Origin of the sequence: Alistipes sp. dk3624 (assembly GCF_009557455.1) — a bacterium.
GTDB classification, from domain to species: domain Bacteria; phylum Bacteroidota; class Bacteroidia; order Bacteroidales; family Rikenellaceae; genus Alistipes_A; species Alistipes_A hominis.
In genome coordinates this window covers 2,185,366-2,212,191 of the sequence record NZ_CP045651.1, presented here as the reverse complement: position 1 = coordinate 2,212,191, position 26,826 = coordinate 2,185,366, and the positions used below count along the sequence as shown (strand labels likewise).

The window sequence follows — 26,826 nt, the reverse complement described above, 5'->3', positions numbered from 1 at the left end:
GACTTCGACTGAGAACAAGGATCGCGCGACGGGCCGGTTCTGCGCAAACGGCCCGGCCGCTAAAACGACGCGACGATTTCCAGCGTAAACTTGTCGTGCAACAATTTGTTGACGGCGAAATCGGACGGCCGCTCTTTCAGAAGGTATTTTTCGTAATTCAGCCGCACCTCGGAACGCACCAGTTTTGTCGAGAATCCAAGGTTGATCCCGGCCGTAATCCGGTTCGCATCGAAAAGCTCGCGCCGTCGGGTATCGCTATTCAGGTAATCGACCCCGTTGCCGAGATCCCAGCGCACGACCGGCAACAGGTAGCGGGCAAACGACCTTTCGGGCAGATCGAACCGATAGAACCCCTGCACGAGAGCCACGGCCATCACCTCCGACGAACTACCGGTTCCGAGATAGCGACGCGCGTACTCCCCCTCGATCCGGAACTTTCCGCGGACATAACGCAATTCGAAACCGGCCATCCGCATCTTTTGCTCGAAATTTTCCGTTACGTTTTCGCCCTCGCGTTCTACAACCCGCGTATGCTGCGGAGCGTAACCGTCGTAATAAGCAACCGCCCCCTGCAGTCCCTCGCTGCCGCCGAGCTCCGCGCGACCGATCACATTCACGTGTTTCCCCCACACGGGATTGTTGATTCCCGAACCGTTGAAAACGCCGGCGAGCAATTTCAGCGGCAGTTTCGATGCGAAACGGTATGAGAAAAACGCGCCCAGATCGCGCGAACCGAGCGTCCGGACGTAGTCGACGGTTTTCCCGCCGGATAGTTCGCTGCCGTAATAACTCGTCAAGTATTTCGACAGGAAAGAACGGTTCGCGAACAGATTCGTGGACGGCCCCCGATCCATATCGGTGCTGAAATGGTACTGCTGCTGCCCGAGTTCGGCCGTAAAACCTCCGGACTGGTAACCGGCATAAGCATCCAGCAACGATATTTTCCCTTCGTTACCGAAATCCATCTGAAGGCGGTAATTCATTTTCGGCGAAACGTTCCCCCGAACGCCCAGCCGGGCGTTGCGTACGCTGAACCGGTACTCCCCGCCGTTCAGATCGACCTCCATCTTCGCTTTGATCGTTCCGTCCAGTTTCGGCACGTACGAAACCGGCTCCGCCTTTTTCCCGGCCGCAACCGTGTCCGACTGAGCAAAGGCGACGCCTGAAGACAGCACAAAAAGCGAAATCAACACAAACTTCATTTTCATTTATCATTCTTTTTAACGGCCCGGCAGACGGTCGAATCCCGCAACGGCCACAATCCGGCACAAAAATACCATTAAATCGGAAAACGGAAACTTTCGCCCGCGCGCAATTCTGATCTTAACAAAAAATTAATTCGTCTGTTTTTAAAATATAATAATTATATTTGCAGATATTCAATTCATTCAGACCGTCATGATCACGAAAACAGCGCTCGAAAACATCGTCTCCAAACAACGTAAAATGCTCGCGAACGTTTCGCCCGGACATCCGCGCGAAATCGAGGAGTCCATTCCCTACCTAACCGACCGTATGCTGCTGATCGGGGGCGTGCGCGGATGCGGATGCAGCGCGTTGCTGCACCGGATGCTGAACAACGACTATCCCGAAGCGTGGTACACCGACTTCGACGACCCGCGGCTCGGAGGTTTCGACGCGGGCGATTTCACGAAGCTCGATCGGCTGCTGGAAGAGTCGGGCAAAGGCATCGCCCTGTTCAACCGGATCGACCTGGCGGCCGGATGGATCGAATTCTGCGACCGAAAAATCCGCCAGGGGATCAAGATTGTCTCCACCGTTTCGCTGGAAACCCTCCTGCGGCTCGCAAAAGCCGAGCGTCCGGACGGGACAGGCGCCGTCCCGGATATTTTCTCGCTCCGCCGACTCGACCTCTTTTCGTACAACGAATTTCTCAGCTTCACGCATAAACCGGCCGGCGAACAGGCCGTCAACGAATTTCTGTCGCGGGGAGCTTTTCCCGGACTCATCAAAACGGGACACACCGAAGCGCTCCATCAACTCTACACGGAAATCCTCTGCAAGGACGCCGTCATCGCGGGAGGCATCCGCGACCGGAACACCCTGCAACGGATGGCATTGCACCTAATCACCAACACCGGAGAACCCGTCACCGCCAACAAACTGCGCGAAAAACTGAAAATAAAGGCCGTGAGCACGGCCGCAGAGCACATGCAATGCATCGAAACGGCCGGACTCGTACGCTTCGTTTCGATCCTCAGCGACAACCCGGCGCGCCAGGCGGTCAATCCGCGCAAGGTCTATGCGGTCGACACGGCGCTGGCCGCAGCCGTATCGACCGCCGAGACCGTCGACCGGAACAAACTGTTCGAAACGATGCTATTCAACCACCTGTGCCGGGAGAGCCGGTCGGTATGCTATACGAACGAACAGGGCGGATGCGATTTTATCGCGTCCGATGCGGAAGGGGGCGTCCGCTGCATCCAGGCCTGCTACGACGACGACCCCGACCTGATGCAGACCAAAACCGACGGATTGCTATGGGCGCTACGGCAAACCGGGGCGAGCCGAGGCACGATCGTTACGGCCGACCGGAACGACCGCATCGATGCCGAAAATTTCGAAATCGAGGTAATCGACGCCGACACTTTCCTCGGCGGATACTGACGCCGGCAGATGCAAACGCAGCCTTCTAGTCTTTGATTTTTTTGAAACGGCCGATCACGTCGATGTCGGTCAGTTCTTTGGACAACATCAAGATCGTCTCTTCGGGCACCCGCCGCAGGTCGAGCAGCATCAGGGCGTCGAGCGAGTCGCAGAACTCGTGATCCGTATTGAATCCGAGCACACTGCTGTTCAGTTGCAAGTATTTGCGAATCAACACAGGGATCGAAAACGCATTCCGCTCGATATCGCAGATTATCTTATTGATCAGTTCGATCGGACGCACCTCCGCGATCAGCGACTCGTCGATCCGAGCCGGAACGACGATTCCCGTCCGGGGCCTGATGTAAGAGGCCTTCTTCCGATCCAAGTAGAAACGACTGACATACGCGGCGATAATCAGCTTGGACGTATGCTGGAAACCTCCCGAAACGGTCACCGGCCCCATCAGATAGCGATACTGTTCATTCTGTAGCAGAACGTGGAGAATCCCCTTCCATAACAGCATCAGCGACGCCGGTTTCCGCTGGTATTCGCGCGCGATGAACGAACGACCGAGCTCGATGGTGCGGCTCATCACCTCTCCCATCGGGGGCGACATCCGGAAAAGCGTATGGGTATAGAAACCTTTCAATCCGTAGTTCCGCATGATCTCGTCGCCCAATCCCAAACGGTAGGCTCCGACCAGCCGCAGCGCCTCGTTGTCCCAGATGAACAACTGCCGGTAATAGCGGTCGAAACGGTCGGTATCGATCTCGTTCTTGGTGCCTTCGCCGATCTCGCGGAACGTCCGTTCGCGCAACGTGGCGATCATCAGCATCATGTTCGGGATTTGCTGCGGCGGAGCGCAATAAACCTCATAACCGCCCGAAACGAACAGCCGATAATGTCCCCGCAGGCTTTCCAACTCGCTGCAAAGCAATTTCACGTCGACGTCACCGCGAACCTCATCGGGCACCTTCCGCGCCGCACGGCGCTCGGCCCGGCGGGGACGCCGTCTACCGGACGGCTTCAGGTACTCGACCGAAGCGCGCAGGTAACTGTTATAAGCCGTTTTGGAAAGATCCTCGGTCTTTTTGGGCAGGATCGGCGAAGCGATGCGCAACGGCACCGAACAGCCCGCTTTGTTGACCAACTCGCGCGGTAGCAACAACGTCCGCAGCATCGGATGCACCTTCCCGGCCAGCCGGAACGTCCGGCTGTTGGAAGCTTCGATATAAACGGGAACGACCGGCACCTGCGCCTTCCGGATAAACTTTAGCACCGACTCGGGCCACGGCCGGTCCTTAACGTCCCGGAACCCGCGCTGCCAAGTCGCCACTTCGCCGGCCGGGAAGATCACCAGCAGTCCGCCGCCGGAGAGATGCTGCAACGACTCGCGGATTCCGGACACGTTACCGCCGGACTTCGCGTCGAACGGATCGACGTCGATAAAGAACCGTTTCAGGGGGCCGATCCGGCTCAGCAGGAAATTCCCCATGAACTTCACGTCGGGACGCGCTTTCGAAAGCAGGTCGATCAGGATCATCCCGTCCAGCGCACCGGTCGGATGGTTCGCGATCACGATCGCCGGACCCGACGCCGGAATATTCTTGAGATCGGACGGAGCGACGTCGTACGAGACGCCCAGATTATACAACAACCCTTCCGGATAAGGCCCCTCGTAGGAAAATGCGCTTTCGTACAGTCGATTGATTTTCTTCAGGGCGGCCACCTTCATAATCAGACGGGCTTGCAGGCGGGCGATCCATCCCCTCCGTCCAAAATAGAGGTCACTGGGCTGTATAAGTTCCATAATCGGGCGATAAAATAGCTCTGCCGGTTCCGGAATTTTTTCACAAAAAGTTCCGGCCGTTTTACAAATGTAGAATAAATTTTGATACTTTTAATTTTCGAAACCACAAATTAACCGCATGGCCGACTCGAAACGCATTGCCGAACTGAAAGAAAAAGTAGCCCTGCTGCCGGAATCCCCGGGCATTTATCAATTCCTCGGGGCCGACGGCCGCGTGATTTACGTAGGCAAGGCGAAAAACCTCAAACGCCGCGTCTATTCCTATTTTACGTCGAAAGCCAACGAGAGCGCCAAAGTGCGCGTGATGGTCTCGCGGATCGCCGACCTGAGGCACACGGTCGTGGCAACCGAGAACGAGGCTTTCCTGCTCGAAAACAGCATGATCAAAAGTCTTCAGCCGCGGTACAATATCCTGCTGAAGGACGACAAGACCTATCCGTGGATCGTGATCCGCAACGAACCGTTTCCGCGCGTACAGTCCACCCGGCGGCGCGAGCGCGACGGTTCTCGCTATTTCGGGCCGTACGCTTCGGTCTATATCCAGAAAACGGTGCTCGACCTGGTGCGCAGCATCCACAGCCTGCGCACGTGTTCGCTGAATCTCTCCCCGGAAGCGATCGCCAAAGGCAAATACAGCGTCTGCCTGGAATACCACATCGGCAACTGTAAGGGACCTTGCGTCGGTCTGCAAAGCGAAACCGAATACCGCGAAGGGATCGAACTGGTAACGTCGCTGCTGCGCGGCGACACCCGGGAGACGACCGAATACCTGCGCGCAAAAATGGTCGGCGCGGCAGCCGAAATGCGGTTCGAAGAGGCCGCCGTCTATAAAAAACGGATCGAAGCCCTCGCCGCCTATCAGAGCAAATCGGTAGTCGTCAGCAACACGCTGACCAACCTGGACGTCTTCTCGCTGGTCGTCGACGACGATGCGGCCTACTGCAATTTCATGCGGATCGCCGACGGAGCCGTCGTCAATTCGTTCACGGTCGAACTGAAACCGGGGCTGGAAGACCGGCCGCAGGACATCCTGACCTACGCGATCAGCCGGATCGCCGAACAACTGCCGGGCGGACGGTTGTCGCGCGAAGCGATCGTCCCGCTGCTGCCGGCGCAGGAACTATTCGAAGGAGTAACGTTCACCGTGCCGCAGCGCGGCGACAAGCTGCATCTACTGGAACTCTCGGAGCGCAACAGCCGCCTGTACCGGCTCGAAAAACTCAAGCAGATCGAAATCAAAGATCCCGAACGGCACACGAACCGCATCCTGGCCGCCCTGCAAAAAGAGCTCCACCTGAGCGTCCCGCCGCGGCACATCGAATGCTTCGACAACTCGAACCTACAGGGAACCAATCCGGTGGCTTCGTGCGTCGTATTCCGCGACGCAAAACCGGCGCGCAAGGAGTACCGCCATTTCAACATCAAGACCGTCGTTGGAGCCAACGACTTCGCCTCGATGGAAGAGGTGATCGGACGCCGTTACCGCAGGTTGCTCGACGAAGACGCCGAACTGCCGCAACTGATCGTCGTGGACGGAGGCAAGGGGCAGCTCCGCTTCGCCTACGAAACCCTGCTGCGGCTCGGGATCGCCGACCGGGTCGCCATCGTCGGACTGGCCAAACGGATCGAAGAGGTCTATTTCCCGCACGACTCCACCCCTTACTATCTCGACCGCAACAGCGAAGCGTTGAAAGTGCTGATGCACATACGCGACGAAGCGCACCGTTTCGGCATCACCTTCCACCGCAAGAAGCGTTCGCTCGCCTTTATCAAAAGCGAACTGGAAAGCATCCCGACCCTCGGCAACCGTTCGGTAGAGAAACTGCTGCAACGCTTCCGCACGCTGTCCCGAATCCGGACGGCTTCCGAAACCGAACTATCGGAACTGATCGGTCGGCAACGCGCCGCCGAAGTGATCCGCTATTTCCGGGAAGCGCCGGCGGACGGCACGAAAGAGGGGAAATAACCGGCGTACGAACGGGCCTGAAAATTTGTGAATCCGGGAAAAAAAAGACACCTTTGCAAAGTCGGTCCGAGAAAACGGCCGGAAACGGGCGCACCATGCATATCAGCGTTCCATACGCGGTTCCCGACCCACTGTGAACGGAAAGGCACGATTTTTTCACGAAACCTCAACTGTACCTAAAACCGAATCATCCATGAAAAGCGTCATCGGAATGGGCAATGCCCTGACAGACATCCTGATCAACCTGAAAAACGACGAAATACTCGATACCTTCAAGTTACCGCGGGGCAGCATGAACCTGGTCGACAGCGAACTGCAACGACAGATCGACGCATCGGTCGCCGACGCGCCCCACACGCTTTCGCTCGGCGGATCGGCTTCGAATACGATCCGCGCACTGGCCCGGATGGGCGCTTCGACAGGCTACATCGGCAAAGTCGGACGCGACGAAACGGGCGACTTTTTCGAACGGACGCTGAACGAACTACAAATCGCCCCGACCGTTTTCCGCGGCGACGAACCGTCGGGACGCTGCGTATCGTTGGTCTCCCCCGACGGCGAACGCACGATGTGCACCTACCTCGGCGCAGCGCTCGAAATGCGCCATACCGAACTTACGCCCGAAATTTTCGACGGTTACGAATACTTCTACATCGAAGGCTACCTGGTGCAGGATCACGAATTGATCTCGAACGCCGTACGCATCGCCAAAGAGCGCGGACTGCAAGTCGCCCTCGATCTGGCGAGTTTCAACATCGTCGAAGAAAACCTCGGCTTCCTGCACGACCTGGTCGACCGACACGTCGATATCCTGTTTGCGAACGAGCAGGAAGCGGCCGCTTTCACAGGAGAAAAAAACCCGCTGGAAGCGCTCGACAAGATCGCCCGTAAATGCTCGATCGCAGTCGTGAAGGTCGGTACGCGCGGCGCTTACGTCAAATACCGCGGCCGGGTGGATCACATAGGGATCATGGGGAATGCCCGCCGGGTCGACAGCACCGGGGCAGGCGATTTTTACGCCGCCGGATTCCTGTTCGGATTGTGCCGGGGATTGTCGATGGAACAGTGCGGCACGATCGGCTCCATCGCCGCCGGAAAGGTGATCGAAGTCGTCGGAACCACGTTCGATGAAAAAGTATGGGAAGAAATCCGCCGGATGGTCGGCGACGTGGAAACCGGAAACTACATCCTGTAATGCACCCGAATCGTCCAATCCGTTAAACATACCGCGTGGAATGGCTGCTTAATCTGGGATACGTCGGCCTGTTCGCCGGCTCGTTCATCGCCGCGACGGTCGTTCCGTTCAGTTCCGACGTGCTGCTGCTGGGTATGCTGGCCGCAGGCGGAAACGTATGGTTGTGCGTGCTGGTCGCCACGCTCGGCAACTGGCTCGGCGGACTGACTTCGTACTGGCTCGGATGGCTCGGCAAATGGGAATGGATCGAGCGCTACATGGGCGTCAAGCACGAAACCCTCGTCAAACACAAAAGCAAAATAGACCGCTTCGGCTCGCTGCTGGCCCTGTTGACCTGGTTGCCGGTCGTAGGCGACGTATTCGCGATCGCTCTCGGATTTTACAAGGTGGATTTCAAGAAAGCGGCCGTCCTGATGCTGATCGGCAAAGGAGCCCGCTTCGTTTGCTGGGCCCTGCTGTTCATCTGGGGCAAACAATATTTCTGACCGGCCGCCGGCTATCGCTGCGACAGATCCAGCGTCAGGCTGCCGTCCGCATCCGGCATAAGCAGAAACGTATCCGCAGCCTCTTCCTCCCCGACGGTTCCGGCCGTACATTGCGCCCGGTAATCGAGATCGCCGATACGGGCCCGAACGCACTGCGGTTCGATCGCGGTAAAAGGCAACGCCTTCTCCGGGGCCGTCGTCAGCACGAAACGATACTCTTTTCCGGCGTTTTCGGTCAACCGGATACGGATCGCCCGCTCATCGAAAACCATCCGGCACGAACCTCCTGCGAGGATCGGAGTCGTCACGGTCAGTTCGCCGGGCGCGGTCTCCCCGGCCGCCGGCATCCCCACCGGAACCGGCCGCCAACTACCGTCGGCCATCTTTTCCACCAACCGCAGGCCGGCCGTCTCCGTCGTCGAACTCCAATTGAAACCGTCTACCAGAGGCAGGGTCGTATACAGGCACTGCGTCGAAGTGCCCGGCTGCGTCAGGTAAGCCGACGGCAGCCGTTCATCGAAAAGATGGATGTCGCGGAAACGCAGCGTACTATCCTCCCACACGACATTGGCCCGGTAAAAACGGCTGTCGTACCACACCGTTTTGCGGCCGGCCGGCTTGCTGTCCTTCATCGCCACGATGCAGGTCGCCGGAGTCTCCGCGAAACGCTCCTTGAACCATCGCCCCGATTCGGACAACGTCTGTACGGTCAGGGCTCCCGCCCGAGACAGCGAATCCGCCACTGCGACCTGGTATTCCAGTCCGCGCCGCATCCGAGGCCAGGTAAACGAATTCTCCTGTCCGACCTGCGCATACTGGAAAGCCAGGCACGGCCCGTCGGTCAGCATGTCGAAAAACCAATCGATCCAAACCGGGTTGCCGCCCCCTTCGGTATAGGCGGGCTCCAGCGTCTCGACTCCCTGGGCCGGAAGCCCGAGCCCGCTATCGTACTGGTTGATCGGATCGCTGCCGAGCATCCGGAACACCGGGACGCCGATCTGCTCTTGCGGAGTCTGCGCCGGCATGTAGGCATTTTTACGGCTCGGGTAATAAGCCTGGTTCCAGTAACCGCCCCACAGCGTGTAACCGTCCGTTCCCACCTGATCGCGGCAATTGCACGAAGCGACGATCCGGTAACGATCGGCCATGTACTGCAACGTATGCGCGTCGATGAACCACGATCCGACCGCCGTCGGATAGGCCCCGAAAATCTTTTTGAATTCGGCCATGTAGACGTCGACCAATTTTTCGCGCTCTTCGGGAGTATATCCCGTCGAAAAACCTACGTTCGCGTGCCAGTCCCACGGATAGGCCCCGCGCCACGTCATGCCGGCCGCTTCGACGTGAGGTTGGGTGATCTCCCACCAGCCGCCTACTTCGGAACCCTCTTTCAACGCCCTGCGCATCAGTTCCTGATAACGCGGATTGAGCAGCGCGTCGTACTGCAACAAGAAAGTCCCGCGCAAGCGGTGTTTTTCCAGCAGTTCGACCTGCCGGAGCGTTGTCAGGAAAAGATCCTCGTCCGAAATATTCACCGGACGCGGCTCGGTCTGGCGAACGAAATTAATAATATTCACGATGCGGGGCGCCGGTTCTTCCGCCCGCTCCCGACAGGCGACCAAACACTGGGTCAGACCGAGAACGGCCAGCCCTTCCACGACTCCCCAAACCAAAATCCGTTTTACATTCATATTCTTAAACAGTAACAAATTATGAGTCAGAACGATCCAGTCCGACGTTTTTTCAGCAACCCGTCGACCCGGGCCCCGAACCTGCGGATCTCCTCGGCCGAAGGCGGGCGAAAAGCAGGCCCGCAAGCAGGCAGGCCCAGTTTTTCAAGCTTCGAAATCCCGAGCCGGTGATAAGCCACGTACTCCACCTTCACACCATCCAGCCCGTCCAGCAAATCGGCCAGAGCTCCGGCATGAGCGGCGTTATCGTGCAATTCGGGAATAAAAATCGAACGCAGCAGCACGTTCCCGCCCGCCCGGTGCACCGCCCGCAGGTTATCCAGCATCGCCGCGAGCGGCAAACCGGTATATTTTTCATACAGTTCCCCGTCGAGCGACTTGACGTCCCACAACCACAAATCGGTCATCGGCTGCGCCCTGAGAAAATCGGAGAGCCGGCCTTGTCCGGAAGTCTCGATTGCCGTATGGATACCCTCCCGGCGCAATGCTTCCAGCAAAGCGGCGGTAAACCGGAACTGCGCCATCGGTTCGCCGCCGGAGAGGGTGACTCCCCCGCCCGAATGCCGGAAGTAAGAAACGTCGCCGCGCACCTCTTCCATCACCTGCCCGACCGTCATATCCCGGCCGACCCGTTCGATGGCCCCGGTCGGACAGGCGTCGGCACAACGCGAACATCCCCCGCACCGCTCGCGTCGAAGCGCCGCATCCCGCAGCGTTCGGCGCGCATCGCGGTAAGGACACGCTTCGTCGCATACTCCGCACCCGATACAGCGCGTACGGTAGAACAGCAATTCGTCCGCCGCACGCTGCGATTCGGGATTGTGGCACCAGGCGCAACGCAACGGACACCCTTTCAGAAACACCGTGGTACGTACCCCCGGTCCGTCGTGGGTACAAAAACGTTGTATGTCGAAAACACGCCCCGTCATCCGACCGCCGCTATTTCCCGACCGTCAACCATCGTCCCGACAGTTCGGGCGTAACGTCCAGCATCAATTTCCCGTCGGCCGTTTCGGACGGCACCGTTTTTTTCCCGAGCCGTACGGTCGCTTTTTTCGCCGTCACCGGAACCGGCAGCGCAATCCGCCCCTGTCCCGAAACACAGATCCGGTAAACCGGAGAATCCTCGGCCTCGGGAGCAAAAACCACCTGATCGAAAGGTTTTTCTCCAAAAACATACTGCACGCCGTCGAGCGTGATCCCCCGGCAGTCGCGGCCGACGAAAGCGATCAGACGGCCATCGGCGCCGGTACGGAACGCGACCGACATCTTTCCTTCGTAAGAAACCCGATGCCCGTTCACCGCCGCATCGTTCAGTTCGATCCGGTCGGACGGCAGCGGATTCGCGGCCAGCGCTTCGGCATCCTCCTGCTGGTTGCGCGAGAATCCGCCGGGCCAGCTTTCGCGGTGAGTCCGATAATGCTTCACGATTACGGTCGTCGTATTCGGGAACGCCGTGACGAAATAGTCGCTCGTCCGCGACACGACCGACGGATTGTCATTCACCCCGCCGAATTTCCCGCTGGACGGATAAGCCCCGACCGCATGCAGGATCTCGAACAGCGTCCGGGTCTCGTAACCGAGACTGGCCGACTGGTCGTCGCGCGGACGAAAACCGAAATAGCTCGCCGATCCTTTCTGCGTCTTCCGGATCGTGCCCACGATCCGCCCGTCGGCCCGAGCGACTACTTCGCACCCCGCTCCCGCTTCGACCGGATAGATCCGGTCGACCAGAAAATCAGTCAAAACGGTTTGTCGCGGCACCGCGGCGAAACTGCCGCAGAAAGCGACCTCTTTGCCGGCAGCGATCTCGCCCATATATTGGTCATGCCGGTAGGTAGCGCCGAACAATTTTTGCCACTGCGCAGCGCAGTTCTCCCCGGCCGTGTTGATCAGGGGCGGAGCGCTGAACCACACCACCCGGCCGCCGCTTTCGACGAATCGTTCCATCATCTCCAGCAGTCCCTTCTCCGGAAGGGGCTCGAAGACGGCCACCAGCGTACCGTATTTCTTGTCGCCCACCTGAATCCGCCCGTCGGGCAGTATTTTCCCCATCTCCAACAGCTTGTCGGCCGTCAGGTAATTGGCATACCCGTACTGGGCCATCCAGCTGCCGAAACGCGGCTCGACGGCCACCAGATTCATCGGATAGAGGATCAGTACGTCCACGTCGCGGTGCACATGCCCGGAGATCAGGTCGATCGGCGCCGTTGCCTGCGCGCCGAACGCGCTGTTGATAGCCATCTTCCATTCCCACACCCTGTCGGGCATTCCCCAGGCGGCGGCATAAGCGTTCGGGTACTTGTTGATCACGCCGATCGACGCGGCCATCGCCGCCCCGTAATAATTCCGGTCGCCCCAGCCGCCCTCGGCAAAGTCGTTTCCGGTCGGTTGCAGGTACTCGCTCCACTTGAAATAGTCGTAACAGGCCGCCGAAGCCTGGTGCACCGTGTTTCCCCACACGAAATTGGATGTATATTCGTACTGATTCGGATTCGAAGGCTGCTTTTCGGTATTCCACAGGTCGATGGTCGGGCTCTGCGCCCACGAAGCGTGCGCCGCTGTGCGGAGTTCCCGTCCGAACAGTCCCTCGGCATAGCTCTTCGCATCGCAGAACAGATCGACCACGCCGTTATTCAACATTCTGTAATAACGATCGCGCAGCAGGAAAGTCCGGTGGATATCCTCGGGCGACGGCCCCATCACATACTGTACGTTCACCACCGCATTCGCGGTAGGTTCGAAATAGGGCGCCCCGTAAGCGAAATAGAGCATATACCGGTCGTCGAACGGCTGCCCGAATTTTTCGGCATAGGCATCGGCCATGCTTTGCGTAAGGTAGCGTTCGGCAAACTGACCGCCCTCGTGGTGACCGAAATACCCCCAGTCCTGCTGGATATGCATTTCATCGGAATAGAGCGCCGTCAGGTTGACGCCCTTATCCTTATACTTTTTCATCAGCCTTTTCAGGAAAGCGGAAGCGTCCGCGTTGAAATAATCCATCTCCTGGGTTTCGTATTCCAACACCACCATCACCCGGTTATAACCCGGCAACTGCGGCCGGTCGCAGTAAACCCGCAGCAAACGCGTATCCATCGCCGCTCCCGTAACCTCGTCGCCCAGCGTGTCGGTCGCCTCGTACTTCACCTGCTCCACCGGGACGATATCCGCCGGAACGACCGCCCGGAACGGACTGCCCCCCAGCGGCGTTTCGCGGAACGCGTAAGCCTTGACGCCGGTCAGCTTCACCGGAGACTTTCCCTTATTGTTCGTCCAGGCGAGCTGCTGCCAGACCGGAAGACTGAACTTTCCGGTCTGCGGATCGCGGAACCCGACTTTGTAAGCCACCCAGCGGCCGCCGTGCCCGGTCTGTTTCTTATAAGCCGACCCCAGTTCGAGCGGGCTGAGCAGACTCAGGCAGATCCCCATGTCGTATTTGGCGGCAAAATCGCTGATCACTTTGATCTTATCGACATACTCGTCCATATCGGGAGTCAGTTTCCTTTCGGAACCGGTATCCTTGCGATATTGTCTGAAAAATTCGTCGAATGCCACGATCAGCTCCTTGCAGCCGCGTTTTTTCCCCTCTTCGCAGATTTCGCGCAGACTCTGCACGCGCGGATTGAACCCGAGCGAAATATCGATTTTTTTATCGGGATCCGTCAGATCGGTCAGTTGCCGGTCGCTGGTCAGAATGACCTCGGTAGATTGCGCCCCTGCCGGAAGCGGACGGAACAGCAAAGCGAGTGAGCAGATACCCAGTATGCCCAAAAAGCGTAAAACGTTTATCATAATTCGAAATTTAGGTCGGACAGGAATAAAGGTTTTATCAAAGATAAGAATTTATTCGCAATACGGGACAAATCCGACACCATTCATACAATAATAAGGTATAAAAATCGTTCGAAAAGAAATATTTTTATATTGTCGGAATTTTTCTTATTTTTCAAAATAAATCTCCGCTCGAAGCAAAACCGAAACCGACAAAACGCGACACAGCACGGTATATCCCCGTTTTTCATTCCGGACCCAGACAAAAAAATTATCGGGCTCCCGGCCGCAGACAACTGAGCGCACAATTATTTGATAAAATAATTATTATGTATTGCATAATATTAATTTTATTATATATATTTGCAGTGCAAACTTCCTTTGCAGCCGACAGAATCGCCGTCAGTACAAACCGGAATACCGGAACCGACCCCGTTCATCCGTCTGCGGAGCAACCTCGAACCGACAAACTTTTTCCGACGACATGGCAAGCCTGATTAGACTGGAGAACATCAACAAAACGTATAACAACGGCTCCCCGTTGCACGTATTGAAAGGAATCGACCTGGAGATCAAGCGTGGCGAGCTGGTTTCGATCATGGGAGCCTCCGGCTCAGGCAAGTCGACCCTGCTGAACATTCTGGGCATCCTCGACGATTACGACACGGGCAGTTACTACCTGAACGGCACGCTGATCAAAAATCCGAGCGAAACGAAAGCGGCCGAATACCGGAACCGGATGATCGGATTCATCTTCCAGTCCTTCAACCTGATCAATTACAAAAATGCAATGGAAAACGTCGCGCTGCCGCTCTATTACCAAGGGGTGTCGCGTAAAAAACGGAATGCCATAGCGCTCGACTACCTCGAATCGCTGGGGCTGCGCGACTGGGCCGACCACATGCCGAACGAAATGTCCGGCGGACAGAAACAACGCGTCGCGATCGCCCGCGCGCTGATTACCGGGCCCGAGATCATCCTCGCCGACGAACCGACCGGCGCCCTGGACAGCAAAACCTCTCAGGAAGTGATGGATCTGCTGCGCAAGGTAAACGACACCGGAATGACGATCATCCTGGTCACCCACGAACAGGGCGTCGCCGACCAAACCGATAAAATCATCCACATCAAAGACGGGCTGATCGGCTCGGTAACCGACCTGAAACGATGAGGGAGCAACTGCAGGAAATCGCCTCGACAATCAGCCGCAACAAGCTACGGACATTCCTAACGGGATTTTCGGTGGCATGGGGCATTTTCATGCTGATCGTGCTGCTCGGATCGGGCAACGGGCTGCGCAACGCCATGCAGGATTCGTTCGGCGACCTGGCCGTCAATTCGATGCAGGTCTACGGCGGACGCACCTCGATGCCCTACAAAGGTTTCCAGAGCGGGCGAAACATTACCCCGAACCTGGACGACATCCAGGTTCTGACCAACGAATTTCCGGATCAAATCGCCCAGATCGCCGCCAGCGTTTACCACTGGGGAGCCAACCTGGCTTACGGCCGGGAGTACAACACGGCAAACCTGTACGGCGTCACGCCCAAATTTCCCGAAATCAAAGGCGTCCGCGTCACGGCGGGCCGATTCATCAACGAAACGGACATCAAGGAGCGGCGGAAGGTGGTCGTTCTGGACGACATGACCTCGAAAACCCTGTTCAAAGGGGCCGACCCGATCGGTAAAGTCATTCAGATCGACAAAATGGGATACACGGTCGTGGGTCTGTACAAAGGGAACAACTACTCATACACGCCGAGGATTTACAGCCCGATCAGCACGGTATTCCAAATCTACATGGCCAACAAACGGGACGTGGGGGATCTGTCGTTCACCGTCAAGGACATCCGGACGGACGAACAGAGCAAGGACTTCAAAGACCGGCTTTACGCCCGCCTGGGGGCGGCGCATACCTTTTCGCCGGACGACAAAAGCGCCATGTACATCTGGGACGTCATGGAGAACTACAAACAGGGGCAGATGATCTTCAACGGTATCGCGCTGTTCATCTGGATCATCGGGATCGGCACGCTGATCGCCGGCATCGTAGGCGTCAGCAACATCATGCTGGTGACCGTCCGCGAGAGGACATTCGAATTCGGCATCCGCAAGGCGATGGGCGCCAAGCCCTCGTCGCTGGTCAAGCTGGTGCTGATCGAATCGGTGCTGATTACCGCCGCATTCGGCTATATCGGCATGATCGGCGGGGTCGGCATCATGGAACTGGTCAACTTTTTCATGGAACGGGCGGCGGCGAACGCCCCGCAGGACAGCTTCGAAATGTTCAAGAATCCGACCCTCGACCTGTCGGTGACTCTAAGCGCCACGCTGGTACTGATCGTCGCCGGAATGATCGCCGGCTACGTGCCGGCCCGCCGGGCGGCCCGGATCAAGACGATCGACGCGATGCGACACAATAAATAACGAAACCGAGACGAAACGATGTTTGATTTAGACCGTTGGGAAGAGATCTGGCAGACGATCAGCAGGAACCGCAAACGCAGCATCATGACGGCGTTCGGCGTCTTCTGGGGCATATTCATGCTGACGATCATGCTGGGCGCGGGACTGGGATTGAAAAACGCCCTTTTCTCACAGTTGGGCGATATGTCCGTCAACTCCTGTTTCTTCTGGGGCGGCCGTACCTCGATCCCCTACAAAGGGCTCCCTTCCGGACGTTACTGGCAGTTCGAGAACGAGGACCTCGCTGCGATCAAAAAACAGGTGCCCAACGTCCGCAGCGTCGGCTCGGTCATCTGGGGCAGCGAATACAAATTCAGCCGGAACGACAAAAAAGGCGATTACAGCCTGGTAGGATACAATCCCGATTTTCAGCAGATCAGCCCGCAGCCGATCCGGTTCGGCCGGTTTTTCAACGAAATCGACATGGAGCAGCAGCGCAAGGTATGCATCCTCACCGAGCAGGTCTGGCTGGATCTGTTTCCCGGCGGCGAGGACCCGGTCGGCAGCACGATCCGCATGAACAACATGTACCTGACCGTGATCGGCATGATCAAAGTCCCCGACCGCGGGTTCCGGTTCCACGGCGACAAATCGGTATTGATGCCCGTTTCGACGATGCAACAAATGTACAACATGGGGCACAAGCTACACTCGGTGGCGGTCGCCGCAAACGACGATGCCGACATCAAAGAGGTGGAAACGAATATCAAACAACTGGTCTTCGCACGACACACCATATCGCCGGACGATACGAAAGCGGTCTACTCGCAGAACCTCGGCGAACAGGTCAACAAGTTCAACTCGCTGTTCGGCGGAATCGGCACGCTGACCTGGATCGTCGGGATCGGCACGCTGCTGGCCGGACTGGTAGGGGTCAGCAACATCATGCTGGTCATCGTCCGCGAACGAACGCAGGAGATCGGCGTCCGCCGGGCCCTGGGAGCGCGGCCCCGGATCATCATCTCGCAGATCATGAGCGAAAGTTTCGTGCTGACGTTCGTCGCCGGAATTTTCGGATTGGCGCTTGCGGTCGCACTGCTGTCGGGCGCCGAATCGGTACTCACGGCCAGCGCCGGACGGCCGATCCGCCCGCAGATCTCGTTCGGCACCGGTATGCTCTCGATGACGGTACTGATTCTCGGAAGCCTGCTGGCCGGCATCCTTCCGGCGAGCAGGGCGCTCAGGATCAAACCGGTGGATGCGATCCGCGAAGAATAAAATTAAAACGAAACTCAATTCACAAACGATATGAAAAAAGTTCTGAAAATTTCGCTGGGCATATTGTTCCTGATCCTGCTGATCGGGACATTCGTCTTCCTGTGGAACAAGACCCGGCCGGTCAAAGAGGTCTACGCCATCGTCAAACCGCACATCGACACGCTCGAAAAACGGGCAGTCGCCACCGGCAAAGTCGAACCCCGGGACGAGGTGCTGATCAAGCCGCAGATATCGGGGATCGTCTCGGAAGTGTACAAACAGGCCGGCGAACCGGTGCGTCAGGGCGAAGTGATCGCCAAAGTGAAAGTCATCCCCGATATGGCTACGCTGAACGCAGCCGAATCGCGCGTCAACGTGGCCCGGATCAACCTGGCTCAGACCAAACAGGAATTCGAACGCGTCAAGGGATTGTTCGACTCCGGCGTGGTCGCCAAGGAGGAGTTCGAGAAGAACGAAACGGAATACTCCAAAGCCAAAGAGGAGCTGCAGAACGCGCAGGACAACCTCGAAATCGTACAGAACGGCATTGCCAAGCGGAATGCGGAACTGAGCAATACGCAGATCCGCTCGACCATCACGGGAATGGTTCTGGACGTCCCGATCAAGGTCGGCAACTCGGTCATTCTGTCCAACAACTTCAACGACGGTACGACCATCGCGTCGGTCGCCGACATGAACAACATGATCTTCCGCGGAAAGGTGGACGAAACCGAAGTGGGACGCATCCGCGAAGGTATGCCCGTCAAGCTGACGATCGGCGCCCTGCAGGACATCTCGCTGGATGCGACGCTCGAATACATCGCGCCGAAAGGCACCGAGGAGAACGGAGTCATCATGTTCGAGATCAAGGCGGCGGCGAAAATTCCGGAAGACGTGTTCATCCGCGCCGGATACAGCGCCAACGCCGACATCCTGATCGACCGGCGCGAAGGGGTGATTTCAATCCCGGAAAGCTCCATCGAGTTCGAAGGAACCAAAACGTTCGTCAACCTGCTGACCAGCGACTCCACGGCGACCGACCAGACTTTCGAACGCAAGGAGATCCAGATCGGACTGTCGAACGGGGTCAACGTCGAAGTTACCGAAGGGCTGACCGGAAACGAACAGATCCGCGGGACGAAGACAACGCCGACCAAATAACGGATAAACCGCACATCCAGAACAGAAATCTCATATCGAATAAAACATAGAACCATGATCCGAACCCTTGCAGCTTTCCTATTGTCGGCCGCTCTTTCGGTTTCCGCTTCCGCTCAGCCGAAAGAGGACTGGACGCTTCAGCAATGTATCGACTATGCTATTGAAAACAATATTTCGGTCAAACAGTTCCAGATAAGCAGCAACAACCAGGAACTCCGGCTGAATACGACGCGCAACAGCCGACTGCCGAACGTGGGTATCAACCTCAGCGAGAACGCCTCCTTCGGCCGCGGTCCCGGACGCGACGGAACGACGGTCGATCACACGCAGTTGTCCACCTCGCTGGGAGCCTCCGCAAGTGTTACCGTGTTCGAAGGAATGCGTATCAAACACGACATCGCAGGACAAAAATTTTCCCTACAAGCTTCGCTGAAAGATTTGGAACGGGCGCGCGAAGACGTCTCGCTCAACGTGACCTCGCTGTACCTTCAGGTGCTGCTGAACAAGGAAATGGTCAAGGTAGCCGAAAATCAAGTCGAACTGAGCCGCCAGCAAGTCGAACGCAGCGAACTGCTGGTCAAAAACGGACGCAATCCAGAATCGGATCTTTACGAAAGCAAAGCGCTGCTGGCCAACGACGAAATGAACCTGACGCAGAGTCGGAACACGCTGCTGCTGTCGCTGCTCGACCTGAGCCAGGCGCTGAACCTCGAAAACAAGGACGGCTTCGACATCCGGATGCCCGACCTGGGAAATATCACGATCGCCTCGATGAGCCGCATGGAGACTCCCGGAACAGTTTACGATTACGCGGTCGGCAACCGGCCCCGGATACTGGCCGAACAACTCCGACTGAAAAGCAGCGAAAAGGCGTTGCTATCGGCCAAATCGGCTTTTTATCCGTCGATTTCGCTCGGAGCCGGATATAGCAACGGTTACTACTTCTCGATCTACGAAGGAGCCCGGAACGCCGCCTTTTTCAACCAGCTCAAGAACAACGGCAGCGAATACATCGGTCTGAGTATCAACATTCCGATATTCAACCGCAACGCGACGCGCAACAACGTTCGGATGGCTCAAAACAACATCCGCATCCAGGAGTTGGCCATTACCGAAGCCCAATTGGCGCTACGCAAGGAGATCGAACAGAGCTATTACAGCGCCGATGCGGCTTACCAGAAGTACCTGTCGGCCGAAAAATCGCTCGCGGCGGCTCGCGAAGCTTTCCGTTACCAGAAAGAAAAAGCGGACGCCGGACGTTCGACCATCTTCGACTACAACGACGCCAAAACCCGGATGGAAAAATCCGAATCGGACATGGTACAAGCCAAATTCAATTTCATATTCAGCCGAAAAATCCTCGATTTTTACGCCGGTCAACCGCTCGATTTCAGCATCTATTGATCCCGCGACAAATCGATCCGTTCCCTTACATCTCCTAACGGGCCTCCCTTCGCACAAGGACGGCCCGTTCTTTTTTACGCCGCGTCCGACGGAGCCCTCCGGATCTGGCACCGGCTTTGCCTTCGTCACAGGGTAAGAATCCGTTAAAACGTCCGTTATGAAAAAAACGCTGTTCGTCCTGCTATGCCTGCTGATCTCGCTGACAGCGGCGCGAGGCGGAGACAAAATAACCACGACCAATCCGGAGAGGCTGCCCGTCCAGGCACGAAAATTCCTCTCCGAGCACTTCTCGGACACCCGAATATCGATCATAAAGATTGAACCGAAAGGGTCGGCGACCACCTACGACGTCCTGATGGAAAACGGGGTGGCCGTAGCGTTCAACCACAAAGGAATGTGGACCGAAATGGACGCCAAGGTCGGTTCCGTTCCGCAGAGCGCCATCCCGGCCGATATCCTGCAATACGCGAGAGACCGCTTCCCGGGATGCGAAGTACAGGCTGCCAAACGAGACGGTAAAAACACCGAAATCAAACTTTCGAACCGTACCGAGCTCATGTTCAATGCGAAGGGAGAGCCGATCGACCGGGAAAAAGAACCGCGCGACGATTGACGGAAGACCCGCAGCGCCCCGAATCAATACAAATCGATAAACTCATAGCTGTTCCCGCATCCGTCGAGATATCTGATGAATTCGGCTTGCGGGATCACGATCGTCCCCGTGTTGTCGTTCGGATGAAAGCTCAGGGAGTGCTGCTGCCGCAGATTCCGGTCGAGAAACAGGTGCACGTGATTTTCCGTGTCGTTGATCAGTCCGAACGGCGATACGGAACCCGGACGGAGTCCCAGATACCGTTCCATCCGCTGTTCGGAAGCGAACGAGAGCTTTCCCTGTCGCAGCCGGCGTTCGAGATCGCGGATCGCCAGATTTCGGTCGCAGTCGAAAACGACGAGGTAATGCCGGTCGCCTTTATGATTGCGGAAAAAAAGATTTTTGCAGTGTTTCGAGCCGTCGTCGCGCCAATACAGCCGGGCCAGTTCGATCGTCGGGGCCGCCGGATGCTCGTAATAGTCGTACCTCAAGGCATACCGGCCCAAATAATCAAAAACGATTTGCTTACGATCCATCATTCGGGAATTTCGATACAAAGTTATAATAATACGTAAAAAATCATAACTTTGAATAAAACCGATCTTCCCGACTATGAAACGAATCCATCCGAACCGTTGCCGCCGAGCGGCGCTGACCGTCTTGTTATCCGTTTTTTCAGCCGTCACGCTACCGGCATCCGCTCCGCGTTCGCCGCAACAAACGGCGAACACGAAACCGACCTTACATTTCCGTCCTCAGGACGCGAAGGCGGGAGACGTCATCCCGTTCTACTGGAAAGGAGACTACCATCTCTTTTACCTGAAAGGCCCGGATTGGGCGCACGTCGTCAGCCGCGACCTGCTGCGTTGGCAGGAACTTCCGAACGCGCTGATTAAAGGTTCCGACCCGCTGGGACCGGACTGGGAGAGTATCTGGACGGGAAGCGTCGTCGAACACGGCGGAACCTTCTACTTGTTCTACACCGGCAAAAACAGCAACGATCCACTCGGCGATCAGAAAGTGATGCAGGCGCGAAGCGTCGACCTGATCCACTGGACGAAACATCCGGAATATACGTTCTATGCCGACGGAAAGATTTATTGGAACAAAACGATCAACGGAGCGATCGACGACAAACAGATCTACCATCACCAGGCTTTCCGCGATCCGCACGTCGTGTGGAACGGCCGGGAGAACCGATGGTGGCTCGCCTTGCACGCCATGCTCGCCGACGGCTCGGCGCCGAACGTCGGCCTGTACACGTCCCGCGATCTGACGCACTGGACGCCGCACGCGCCGCTCGTCGTCTACCCGGCTTCCGTTTCGGGCGACTGTCCCGACCTGTTCGAGCTGAACGGCTTGTGGAACGTCAACTGCGCCGATTATCACTATATGCAGGTACGCGATACGGGGGCGATCGACCCGCCCGTACAGCCCTACGACTGCGGAGACCTCCGGGTGGCCAAAACCATGTCCGACGGGAAACGCAGGATACTGATCGGATGGATCGGCGATTATAAAAACGACTCGGATGCGGGAGAATACGAATGGGGCGGCACGCTGAGCATGCCCCGGGAACTATACGCCGATGCAGCAGGCCAACTGTATCAGCGCCCCGTGCGGGAAGTCGTCCGGCTGTTCGACCGGACGGCGTTGCGGGAAAAACGGGTCGAATTGAATACCCGGTACGACCTGCCCGAGAATTACATGCTGACGGCGACGCTGTTTCCGCAGAGCGGCTTCGGACAGGCGACGCTCCGTTTCAGGGAGTCCGCCGACCGGACGGAAGGGTACAGTCTGACCGTCGATTTTCAGACCGGCGAGATCGGAATCGGCAGCCGGTACCGCACCTTCCAAAGAAAGTGCGGCATCGATCCGTACGCCCCGTTGAAGATCCGGCTCTTCGTCGACGGCACGATCGCCGAATGCTTCGTCAACGACGCCTACTGCTTCACGATGCGCATCTACGACAGCCTCGGGACGGGAGTCTCTTTCCGGTCGACGGCCCCCGGCCTGACCGTAAAGGATCTGGTCGTCCGGGTATGCGAATAACCGTCCGCATCCAAAAAGCGAAGGCCCGGGAATGATCCCGGGCCTTCGCTTTATCGTTTTCCGTACTCGGTTACTTTCCGGAAACCATGCTGTTGTATTCGTCCTTGGCGCCCACGATAATCGTATCGAAATCGCGCTGCCCGGTACCGGCCGGAATCAAGTGACCGCAGATCACGTTCTCCTTGAGGTTCACCAACGGATCGACCTTACCCAGAATAGCCGCTTCGTTCAGCACCTTGGTCGTTTCCTGGAACGAAGCCGCCGACATGAAGCTGCTGGTCTGCAACGCCGCACGGGTAATCCCCTGCAGCACCTGATTCGACGTCGCCGGAATCACATCGCGCACCTGCACGAGCTTCAGGTCTTTCCGTTTCAGTTGCGAATTCTCGTCGCGCAACTTGCGCAACGTGATGATCATACCCGGTTTCATCGTCGCCGAATCGCCGGCGTCGGTTACGACGACCTTGTCGTACAAGTCGTCGTTGACAGCCATGAATTCCCACTTGTCGACGATCTGTTCTTCGAGGAAACGGGTATCTCCCGGATCTTCGATCTGCACCTTGTTCATCATCTGGCGAACGATCACCTCGAAATGCTTGTCGTTGATCTTCACGCCCTGCATCCGGTACACTTCCTGCACCTCGTTGACGATGTACTCCTGCACCTTGGTCGGGCCCTGGATCGCCAGAATATCCCCCGGCGTAATCGCGCCGTCCGACAGCGGCATCCCGGCGCGGACGTAATCGTTCTCCTGCACCAGGATCTGGCGCGACAGCGGAACGAGATAACGTTTCACATCGCCCACTTTCGAAGTAATGATGATCTCGCGGTTACCGCGCTTGATCTTGCCGAACGAAACCTCGCCGTCGATTTCCGAAACCACGGCCGGATTCGACGGGTTCCGCGCCTCGAACAATTCGGTCACACGCGGCAGACCGCCGGTGATATCGCCCGCCTTGCCGACGGCTCTCGGAATCTTAATCAGAATCTCTCCGGCTTTGACGGCGGCGTTCTCCTTCACGACGATATGCGCGCCTACCGGTAGGTTGTATTGTTTCTGTTCCTCGCCTTTTTTGTCCAGAATCTTGATGATCGGGTTCTTGGTCTTGTCTCTCGACTCGGTAATCACCTTCTCGCGGAAGCCGGTCTGCTCATCGAACTCGTCGCGGTACGTGACACCTTCAATCACATTTTCGAAAGCCACCTTACCGTCGTATTCCGAAATAATCACGGCGTTGTACGGATCCCACTCGCAAACCAGATCGCCCTTCTTGACCAAATCGCCGTCGTTCAAGTACAACGTAGCGCCGTAAGGCAGGTTGTGCGTATAAAGCACGATATCGGTATTGACGTCAACGATCCGCAACTCGGACAGGCGGCTGATCACCGTATTGATCTCTTTGCCTGCGTCGTTCTTGCTCTTCACCACGCGCAATTCGTCGATCTCAAGACGTCCTTCGTAGCGCGAAACGACGCTGTTGTCGGTCGCCACGCCACCGGCCACACCGCCGACGTGGAACGTACGCAGCGTCAGCTGGGTACCCGGCTCGCCGATCGACTGAGCGGCGATCACGCCGACCACTTCGCCTTTCTGAACCATGCGTCCGGTCGCCAGGTTGCGTCCGTAACACTTGGCGCATACGCCCTTGCGCGACTCGCACGTCAGCACCGAACGGATATCCACCGATTCCACATGCGCTGCGTCGATCGCCTCGGCGATCGTTTCGGTAATCTCTTCTCCGGCAGCCACGATCAACTCGCCGGTATGCGGATTGTAGACGTCGTGCACGGTCGTACGGCCCAGGATACGTTCGTACAGCGTCTGTACGACATCCTCGTTGCGCTTGATCGCCGTAGCGGTCAGGCCGCGCAGCGTACCGCAGTCCTCTTCGCAGATAATCACGTCTTGCGCCACATCGACCAGACGGCGCGTCAGATAACCGGCGTCGGCCGTTTTCAACGCGGTATCGGCCAGACCCTTACGGGCGCCGTGCGTAGAGATGAAATATTCCAACACCGAAAGCCCCTCCTTGAAGTTCGACAGGATCGGGTTTTCGATGACCTGACCTCCTTCGGCCCCGGATTTCTGCGGCTTGGCCATCAAACCGCGCATCCCGGAGAGCTGGCGGATCTGCTCCTTCGAACCGCGGGCCCCGGAATCCAGCATCATGTACACCGGATTGAAACCCTGCATGTCCTTGGTCAGGTGATCCAACACCGTCTTGGTCAGCTTCATATTGATATTCGTCCAGATGTCGATAATCTGGTTGTAACGTTCGTTGTTGGTGATAAGCCCCATGTTGTAGCTCTCCATCACCTCTTCGACGCGCTCGTAACCTTCGTTGACCAGCGCTTCCTTTTCATCGGGAATGATCACCGCATCGAGGTTGAACGACAGTCCGCCGCGGAAGGCCATCTGGTATCCCATGTGCTTGATATCGTCGAGGAAAGCCGCCGTTTTGTCGGCTCCGGCCTTCTTCATCACCAGGCCGATGATGTCGCGCAGCGAACGTTTGGTCAGCACTTCGTTCAGGAAGCCCACCTCTTTGGGAACCACCTGGTTGAAGATGATCCGGCCGACGGTCGTATCGACCAATTTACGAACCGGCTGCCCGTTCTCGTCGAGCGTATCGACCATTACTTTCACTTTGGCGTGCAGGTCGGCGCGTTTTTCATTGTAGGCGATCAGCGCCTCCTCGGGGCCGTAGAACTGAAGCCCTTCGCCCTGCGATCCGGCGCGCTCTTTGGTAATATAGTACAACCCGAGCACCATGTCCTGCGAAGGCACCGTGATCGGCGCTCCGTTGGCCGGGTTCAGGATGTTGTGCGAACCGAGCATCAGGATCTGGGCTTCGAGGATCGCCGCATTGCCCAGCGGCAAATGCACGGCCATCTGGTCGCCGTCGAAGTCGGCGTTGAACGCCGTACAAGCCAGCGGGTGCAATTGCAACGCCTTGCCCTCGATCAGTTTCGGCTGGAACGCCTGGATACCCAGACGGTGCAAGGTCGGGGCGCGGTTCATCAGCACCGGATGTCCTTTAATCACGTTTTCCAGGATATCCCAGATCACCGGATCCTTACGGTCTATGATTTTTTTGGCCGATTTAACGGTCTTGACGATTCCTCTTTCGATCAGTTTCCGGATCACGAACGGCTTGTAAAGCTCGGCCGCCATGTCTTTCGGAATCCCCATCTCGTGCATCTTCAACTCGGGACCTACGACGATGACCGAACGGGCCGAATAGTCGACGCGCTTACCGAGCAGATTCTGACGGAAACGTCCTTGCTTTCCTTTCAGACTGTCGGACAGCGATTTGAGCGGACGGTTCGACTCGGTCTTCACGGCGTTGCTCTTGCGCGAGTTGTCGAACAGCGAGTCGACGGCCTCCTGCAACATGCGCTTTTCGTTGCGCAGGATCACTTCCGGCGCCTTGATCTCGATCAGCCGTTTCAGACGGTTGTTCCGGATGATCACCCGGCGGTACAGGTCGTTCAGGTCGGACGTAGCGAAACGGCCTCCGTCCAACGGAACGAGCGGACGCAGTTCGGGCGGAATCACCGGAATCACTTTCAGGATCATCCACTCGGGCTTGTTGATCTCGCGCGACTCGCGGAACGCTTCCACCACATGCAGGCGTTTGAGCGCCTCGGCCTTACGCTGCTGCGAAGTCTCGGTGCTCGCCTTGTGGCGCAGCGAATAGGAAAGCTCGTCCAGATCGACCCGCTGCAACAGCGTGTAGATCGCTTCGGCCCCCATCTGCGCGATGAATTTATCGGGATCGCTGTCGTCGAGTTGCTGATTTCCTTTCGGCAGCGCGTTCAGGATATCGAGGTATTCCTTTTCGGCAAGCAGATCGAGATCGGACACTCCGTTCACGGCTGCAGCGCCGGCCTGTACGACGACATAACGTTCGTAATAGACGATCGCTTCGAGCTTCTTCGACGGAATACCCAGCAGGTATCCGATCTTCGACGGCAGCGAACGGAAATACCAGATATGAGCCACCGGAACCACGAGCGAGATATGTCCCATCCGTTCCCGACGTACCTTTTTCTCGGTCACTTCCACGCCGCAACGGTCGCAGACGATCCCTTTGTAACGGATCCGCTTGTATTTTCCGCAGTGGCATTCGTAGTCTTTCACCGGGCCGAAAATCCGCTCGCAAAAAAGGCCGTCCCGTTCGGGCTTGTAGGTGCGATAGTTGATGGTTTCGGGTTTCAGCACCTCGCCGCTCGAATTTTCGAGAATCTCCTCCGGAGATGCGAGACCAATGGAAATTTTCGAAAAACCGCTCTGTGCCTTATTGTCTTTCTTGAATGACATATTTTTAAACTTTTATTTATTCTTCAACAAGTAAACCTTCGAGCCGCGGCGAACTCGGGATCTTCCGCCGTTCGTCAGCAACACCGCTCTCCGGCCGACGCA

18 protein-coding genes are annotated in these 26,826 nt (G+C 57.1%); 11 read left to right on the top strand and 7 right to left on the bottom strand.

The window, feature by feature from the left end:
• Positions 1–59: 59 nt before the first annotated feature.
• Positions 60–1,208 (bottom strand): porin, encoded by a 1,149-nt coding sequence (locus tag GFH31_RS09375; RefSeq protein WP_153497817.1) that lies wholly within the window; start codon positions 1,206–1,208, stop codon positions 60–62.
• A gap of 190 nt (positions 1,209–1,398) precedes the next feature.
• Here GFH31_RS09375 and GFH31_RS09370 point away from each other — a divergent pair, with 190 nt between their 5' ends.
• Entirely contained in the window at positions 1,399–2,628 is a 1,230-nt protein-coding gene (locus GFH31_RS09370) for an ATP-binding protein (protein WP_101571513.1), read from the top strand.
• Between the two features lie 25 nt (positions 2,629–2,653).
• Here GFH31_RS09370 and GFH31_RS09365 read toward each other — a convergent pair whose 3' ends face one another.
• Complete coding sequence (locus tag GFH31_RS09365) at positions 2,654–4,420, bottom strand: lysophospholipid acyltransferase family protein (protein WP_118458201.1); 1,767 nt, start codon at positions 4,418–4,420, stop codon at positions 2,654–2,656.
• A gap of 118 nt (positions 4,421–4,538) precedes the next feature.
• On the opposite strand from GFH31_RS09365, the gene uvrC reads away from it, so the two are divergent.
• From uvrC to GFH31_RS09350, 3 genes are all read left to right on the top strand, one after another.
• Entirely contained in the window at positions 4,539–6,386 is a 1,848-nt protein-coding gene (gene uvrC, locus GFH31_RS09360) for an excinuclease ABC subunit UvrC (protein ID WP_153497816.1), read from the top strand.
• A 193-nt stretch (positions 6,387–6,579) separates the two neighbouring features.
• Positions 6,580–7,581 (top strand): adenosine kinase, encoded by a 1,002-nt coding sequence (locus tag GFH31_RS09355; protein ID WP_118655340.1) that lies wholly within the window; start codon positions 6,580–6,582, stop codon positions 7,579–7,581.
• 35 nt (positions 7,582–7,616) lie between these two features.
• Positions 7,617–8,066, top strand: coding sequence for a YqaA family protein (locus GFH31_RS09350; protein ID WP_055202359.1), 450 nt, complete (start codon positions 7,617–7,619; stop codon positions 8,064–8,066).
• A gap of 11 nt (positions 8,067–8,077) precedes the next feature.
• Here GFH31_RS09350 and GFH31_RS09345 read toward each other — a convergent pair whose 3' ends face one another.
• From GFH31_RS09345 to GFH31_RS09335, 3 genes are read right to left on the bottom strand one after another with little or no spacing between them, the layout of a single operon-like run.
• Complete coding sequence (locus tag GFH31_RS09345) at positions 8,078–9,757, bottom strand: hypothetical protein (protein ID WP_118655342.1); 1,680 nt, start codon at positions 9,755–9,757, stop codon at positions 8,078–8,080.
• Between the two features lie 26 nt (positions 9,758–9,783).
• Positions 9,784–10,686: a glycyl-radical enzyme activating protein gene (locus tag GFH31_RS09340; protein WP_101571523.1), complete on the bottom strand. Its 903-nt coding sequence runs from the start codon at positions 10,684–10,686 to the stop codon at positions 9,784–9,786.
• Between the two features lie 10 nt (positions 10,687–10,696).
• Positions 10,697–13,549: a hypothetical protein gene (locus GFH31_RS09335; RefSeq protein ID WP_182424188.1), complete on the bottom strand. Its 2,853-nt coding sequence runs from the start codon at positions 13,547–13,549 to the stop codon at positions 10,697–10,699.
• Positions 13,550–14,021: 472 nt separating this feature from the next.
• Here GFH31_RS09335 and GFH31_RS09330 point away from each other — a divergent pair, with 472 nt between their 5' ends.
• The 6 genes from GFH31_RS09330 (at position 14,022) to GFH31_RS09305 (ending at position 20,369) form a co-directional block, all read left to right on the top strand.
• A complete protein-coding gene (locus GFH31_RS09330; RefSeq protein WP_055203491.1) occupies positions 14,022–14,699 on the top strand; it encodes an ABC transporter ATP-binding protein in 678 nt (225 codons plus the stop codon).
• Complete coding sequence (locus tag GFH31_RS09325) at positions 14,696–15,955, top strand: ABC transporter permease (protein ID WP_118458211.1); 1,260 nt, start codon at positions 14,696–14,698, stop codon at positions 15,953–15,955. The genes GFH31_RS09330 and GFH31_RS09325 overlap by 4 nt, the downstream gene beginning before the upstream one ends.
• Positions 15,956–15,973: 18 nt before the next feature.
• A complete protein-coding gene (locus tag GFH31_RS09320; RefSeq protein ID WP_055202368.1) occupies positions 15,974–17,212 on the top strand; it encodes an ABC transporter permease in 1,239 nt (412 codons plus the stop codon).
• Between the two features lie 30 nt (positions 17,213–17,242).
• Positions 17,243–18,352 (top strand): efflux RND transporter periplasmic adaptor subunit, encoded by a 1,110-nt coding sequence (locus GFH31_RS09315; protein WP_118458214.1) that lies wholly within the window; start codon positions 17,243–17,245, stop codon positions 18,350–18,352.
• A 54-nt stretch (positions 18,353–18,406) separates the two neighbouring features.
• Positions 18,407–19,756 carry a TolC family protein gene (locus tag GFH31_RS09310; protein WP_055202372.1) on the top strand — a complete coding sequence of 450 codons (1,350 nt, stop codon included), beginning with the start codon at positions 18,407–18,409 and terminating at the stop codon, positions 19,754–19,756.
• A 157-nt stretch (positions 19,757–19,913) separates the two neighbouring features.
• Positions 19,914–20,369 carry a PepSY-like domain-containing protein gene (locus tag GFH31_RS09305; RefSeq protein WP_118655348.1) on the top strand — a complete coding sequence of 152 codons (456 nt, stop codon included), beginning with the start codon at positions 19,914–19,916 and terminating at the stop codon, positions 20,367–20,369.
• Positions 20,370–20,392: 23 nt separating this feature from the next.
• Here the strand turns inward: GFH31_RS09305 and GFH31_RS09300 are convergent, their stop codons facing one another.
• Positions 20,393–20,884, bottom strand: coding sequence for a prolyl-tRNA synthetase associated domain-containing protein (locus tag GFH31_RS09300; protein ID WP_055202376.1), 492 nt, complete (start codon positions 20,882–20,884; stop codon positions 20,393–20,395).
• Between the two features lie 76 nt (positions 20,885–20,960).
• Here GFH31_RS09300 and GFH31_RS09295 point away from each other — a divergent pair, with 76 nt between their 5' ends.
• Positions 20,961–22,400, top strand: coding sequence for a glycoside hydrolase family 32 protein (locus GFH31_RS09295; protein ID WP_153497815.1), 1,440 nt, complete (start codon positions 20,961–20,963; stop codon positions 22,398–22,400).
• Positions 22,401–22,470: 70 nt separating this feature from the next.
• Here the strand turns inward: GFH31_RS09295 and rpoC are convergent, their stop codons facing one another.
• Positions 22,471–26,724: a DNA-directed RNA polymerase subunit beta' gene (rpoC, locus tag GFH31_RS09290; RefSeq protein WP_101571528.1), complete on the bottom strand. Its 4,254-nt coding sequence runs from the start codon at positions 26,722–26,724 to the stop codon at positions 22,471–22,473.
• Between the last annotated feature and the right edge of the window lie 102 nt (positions 26,725–26,826).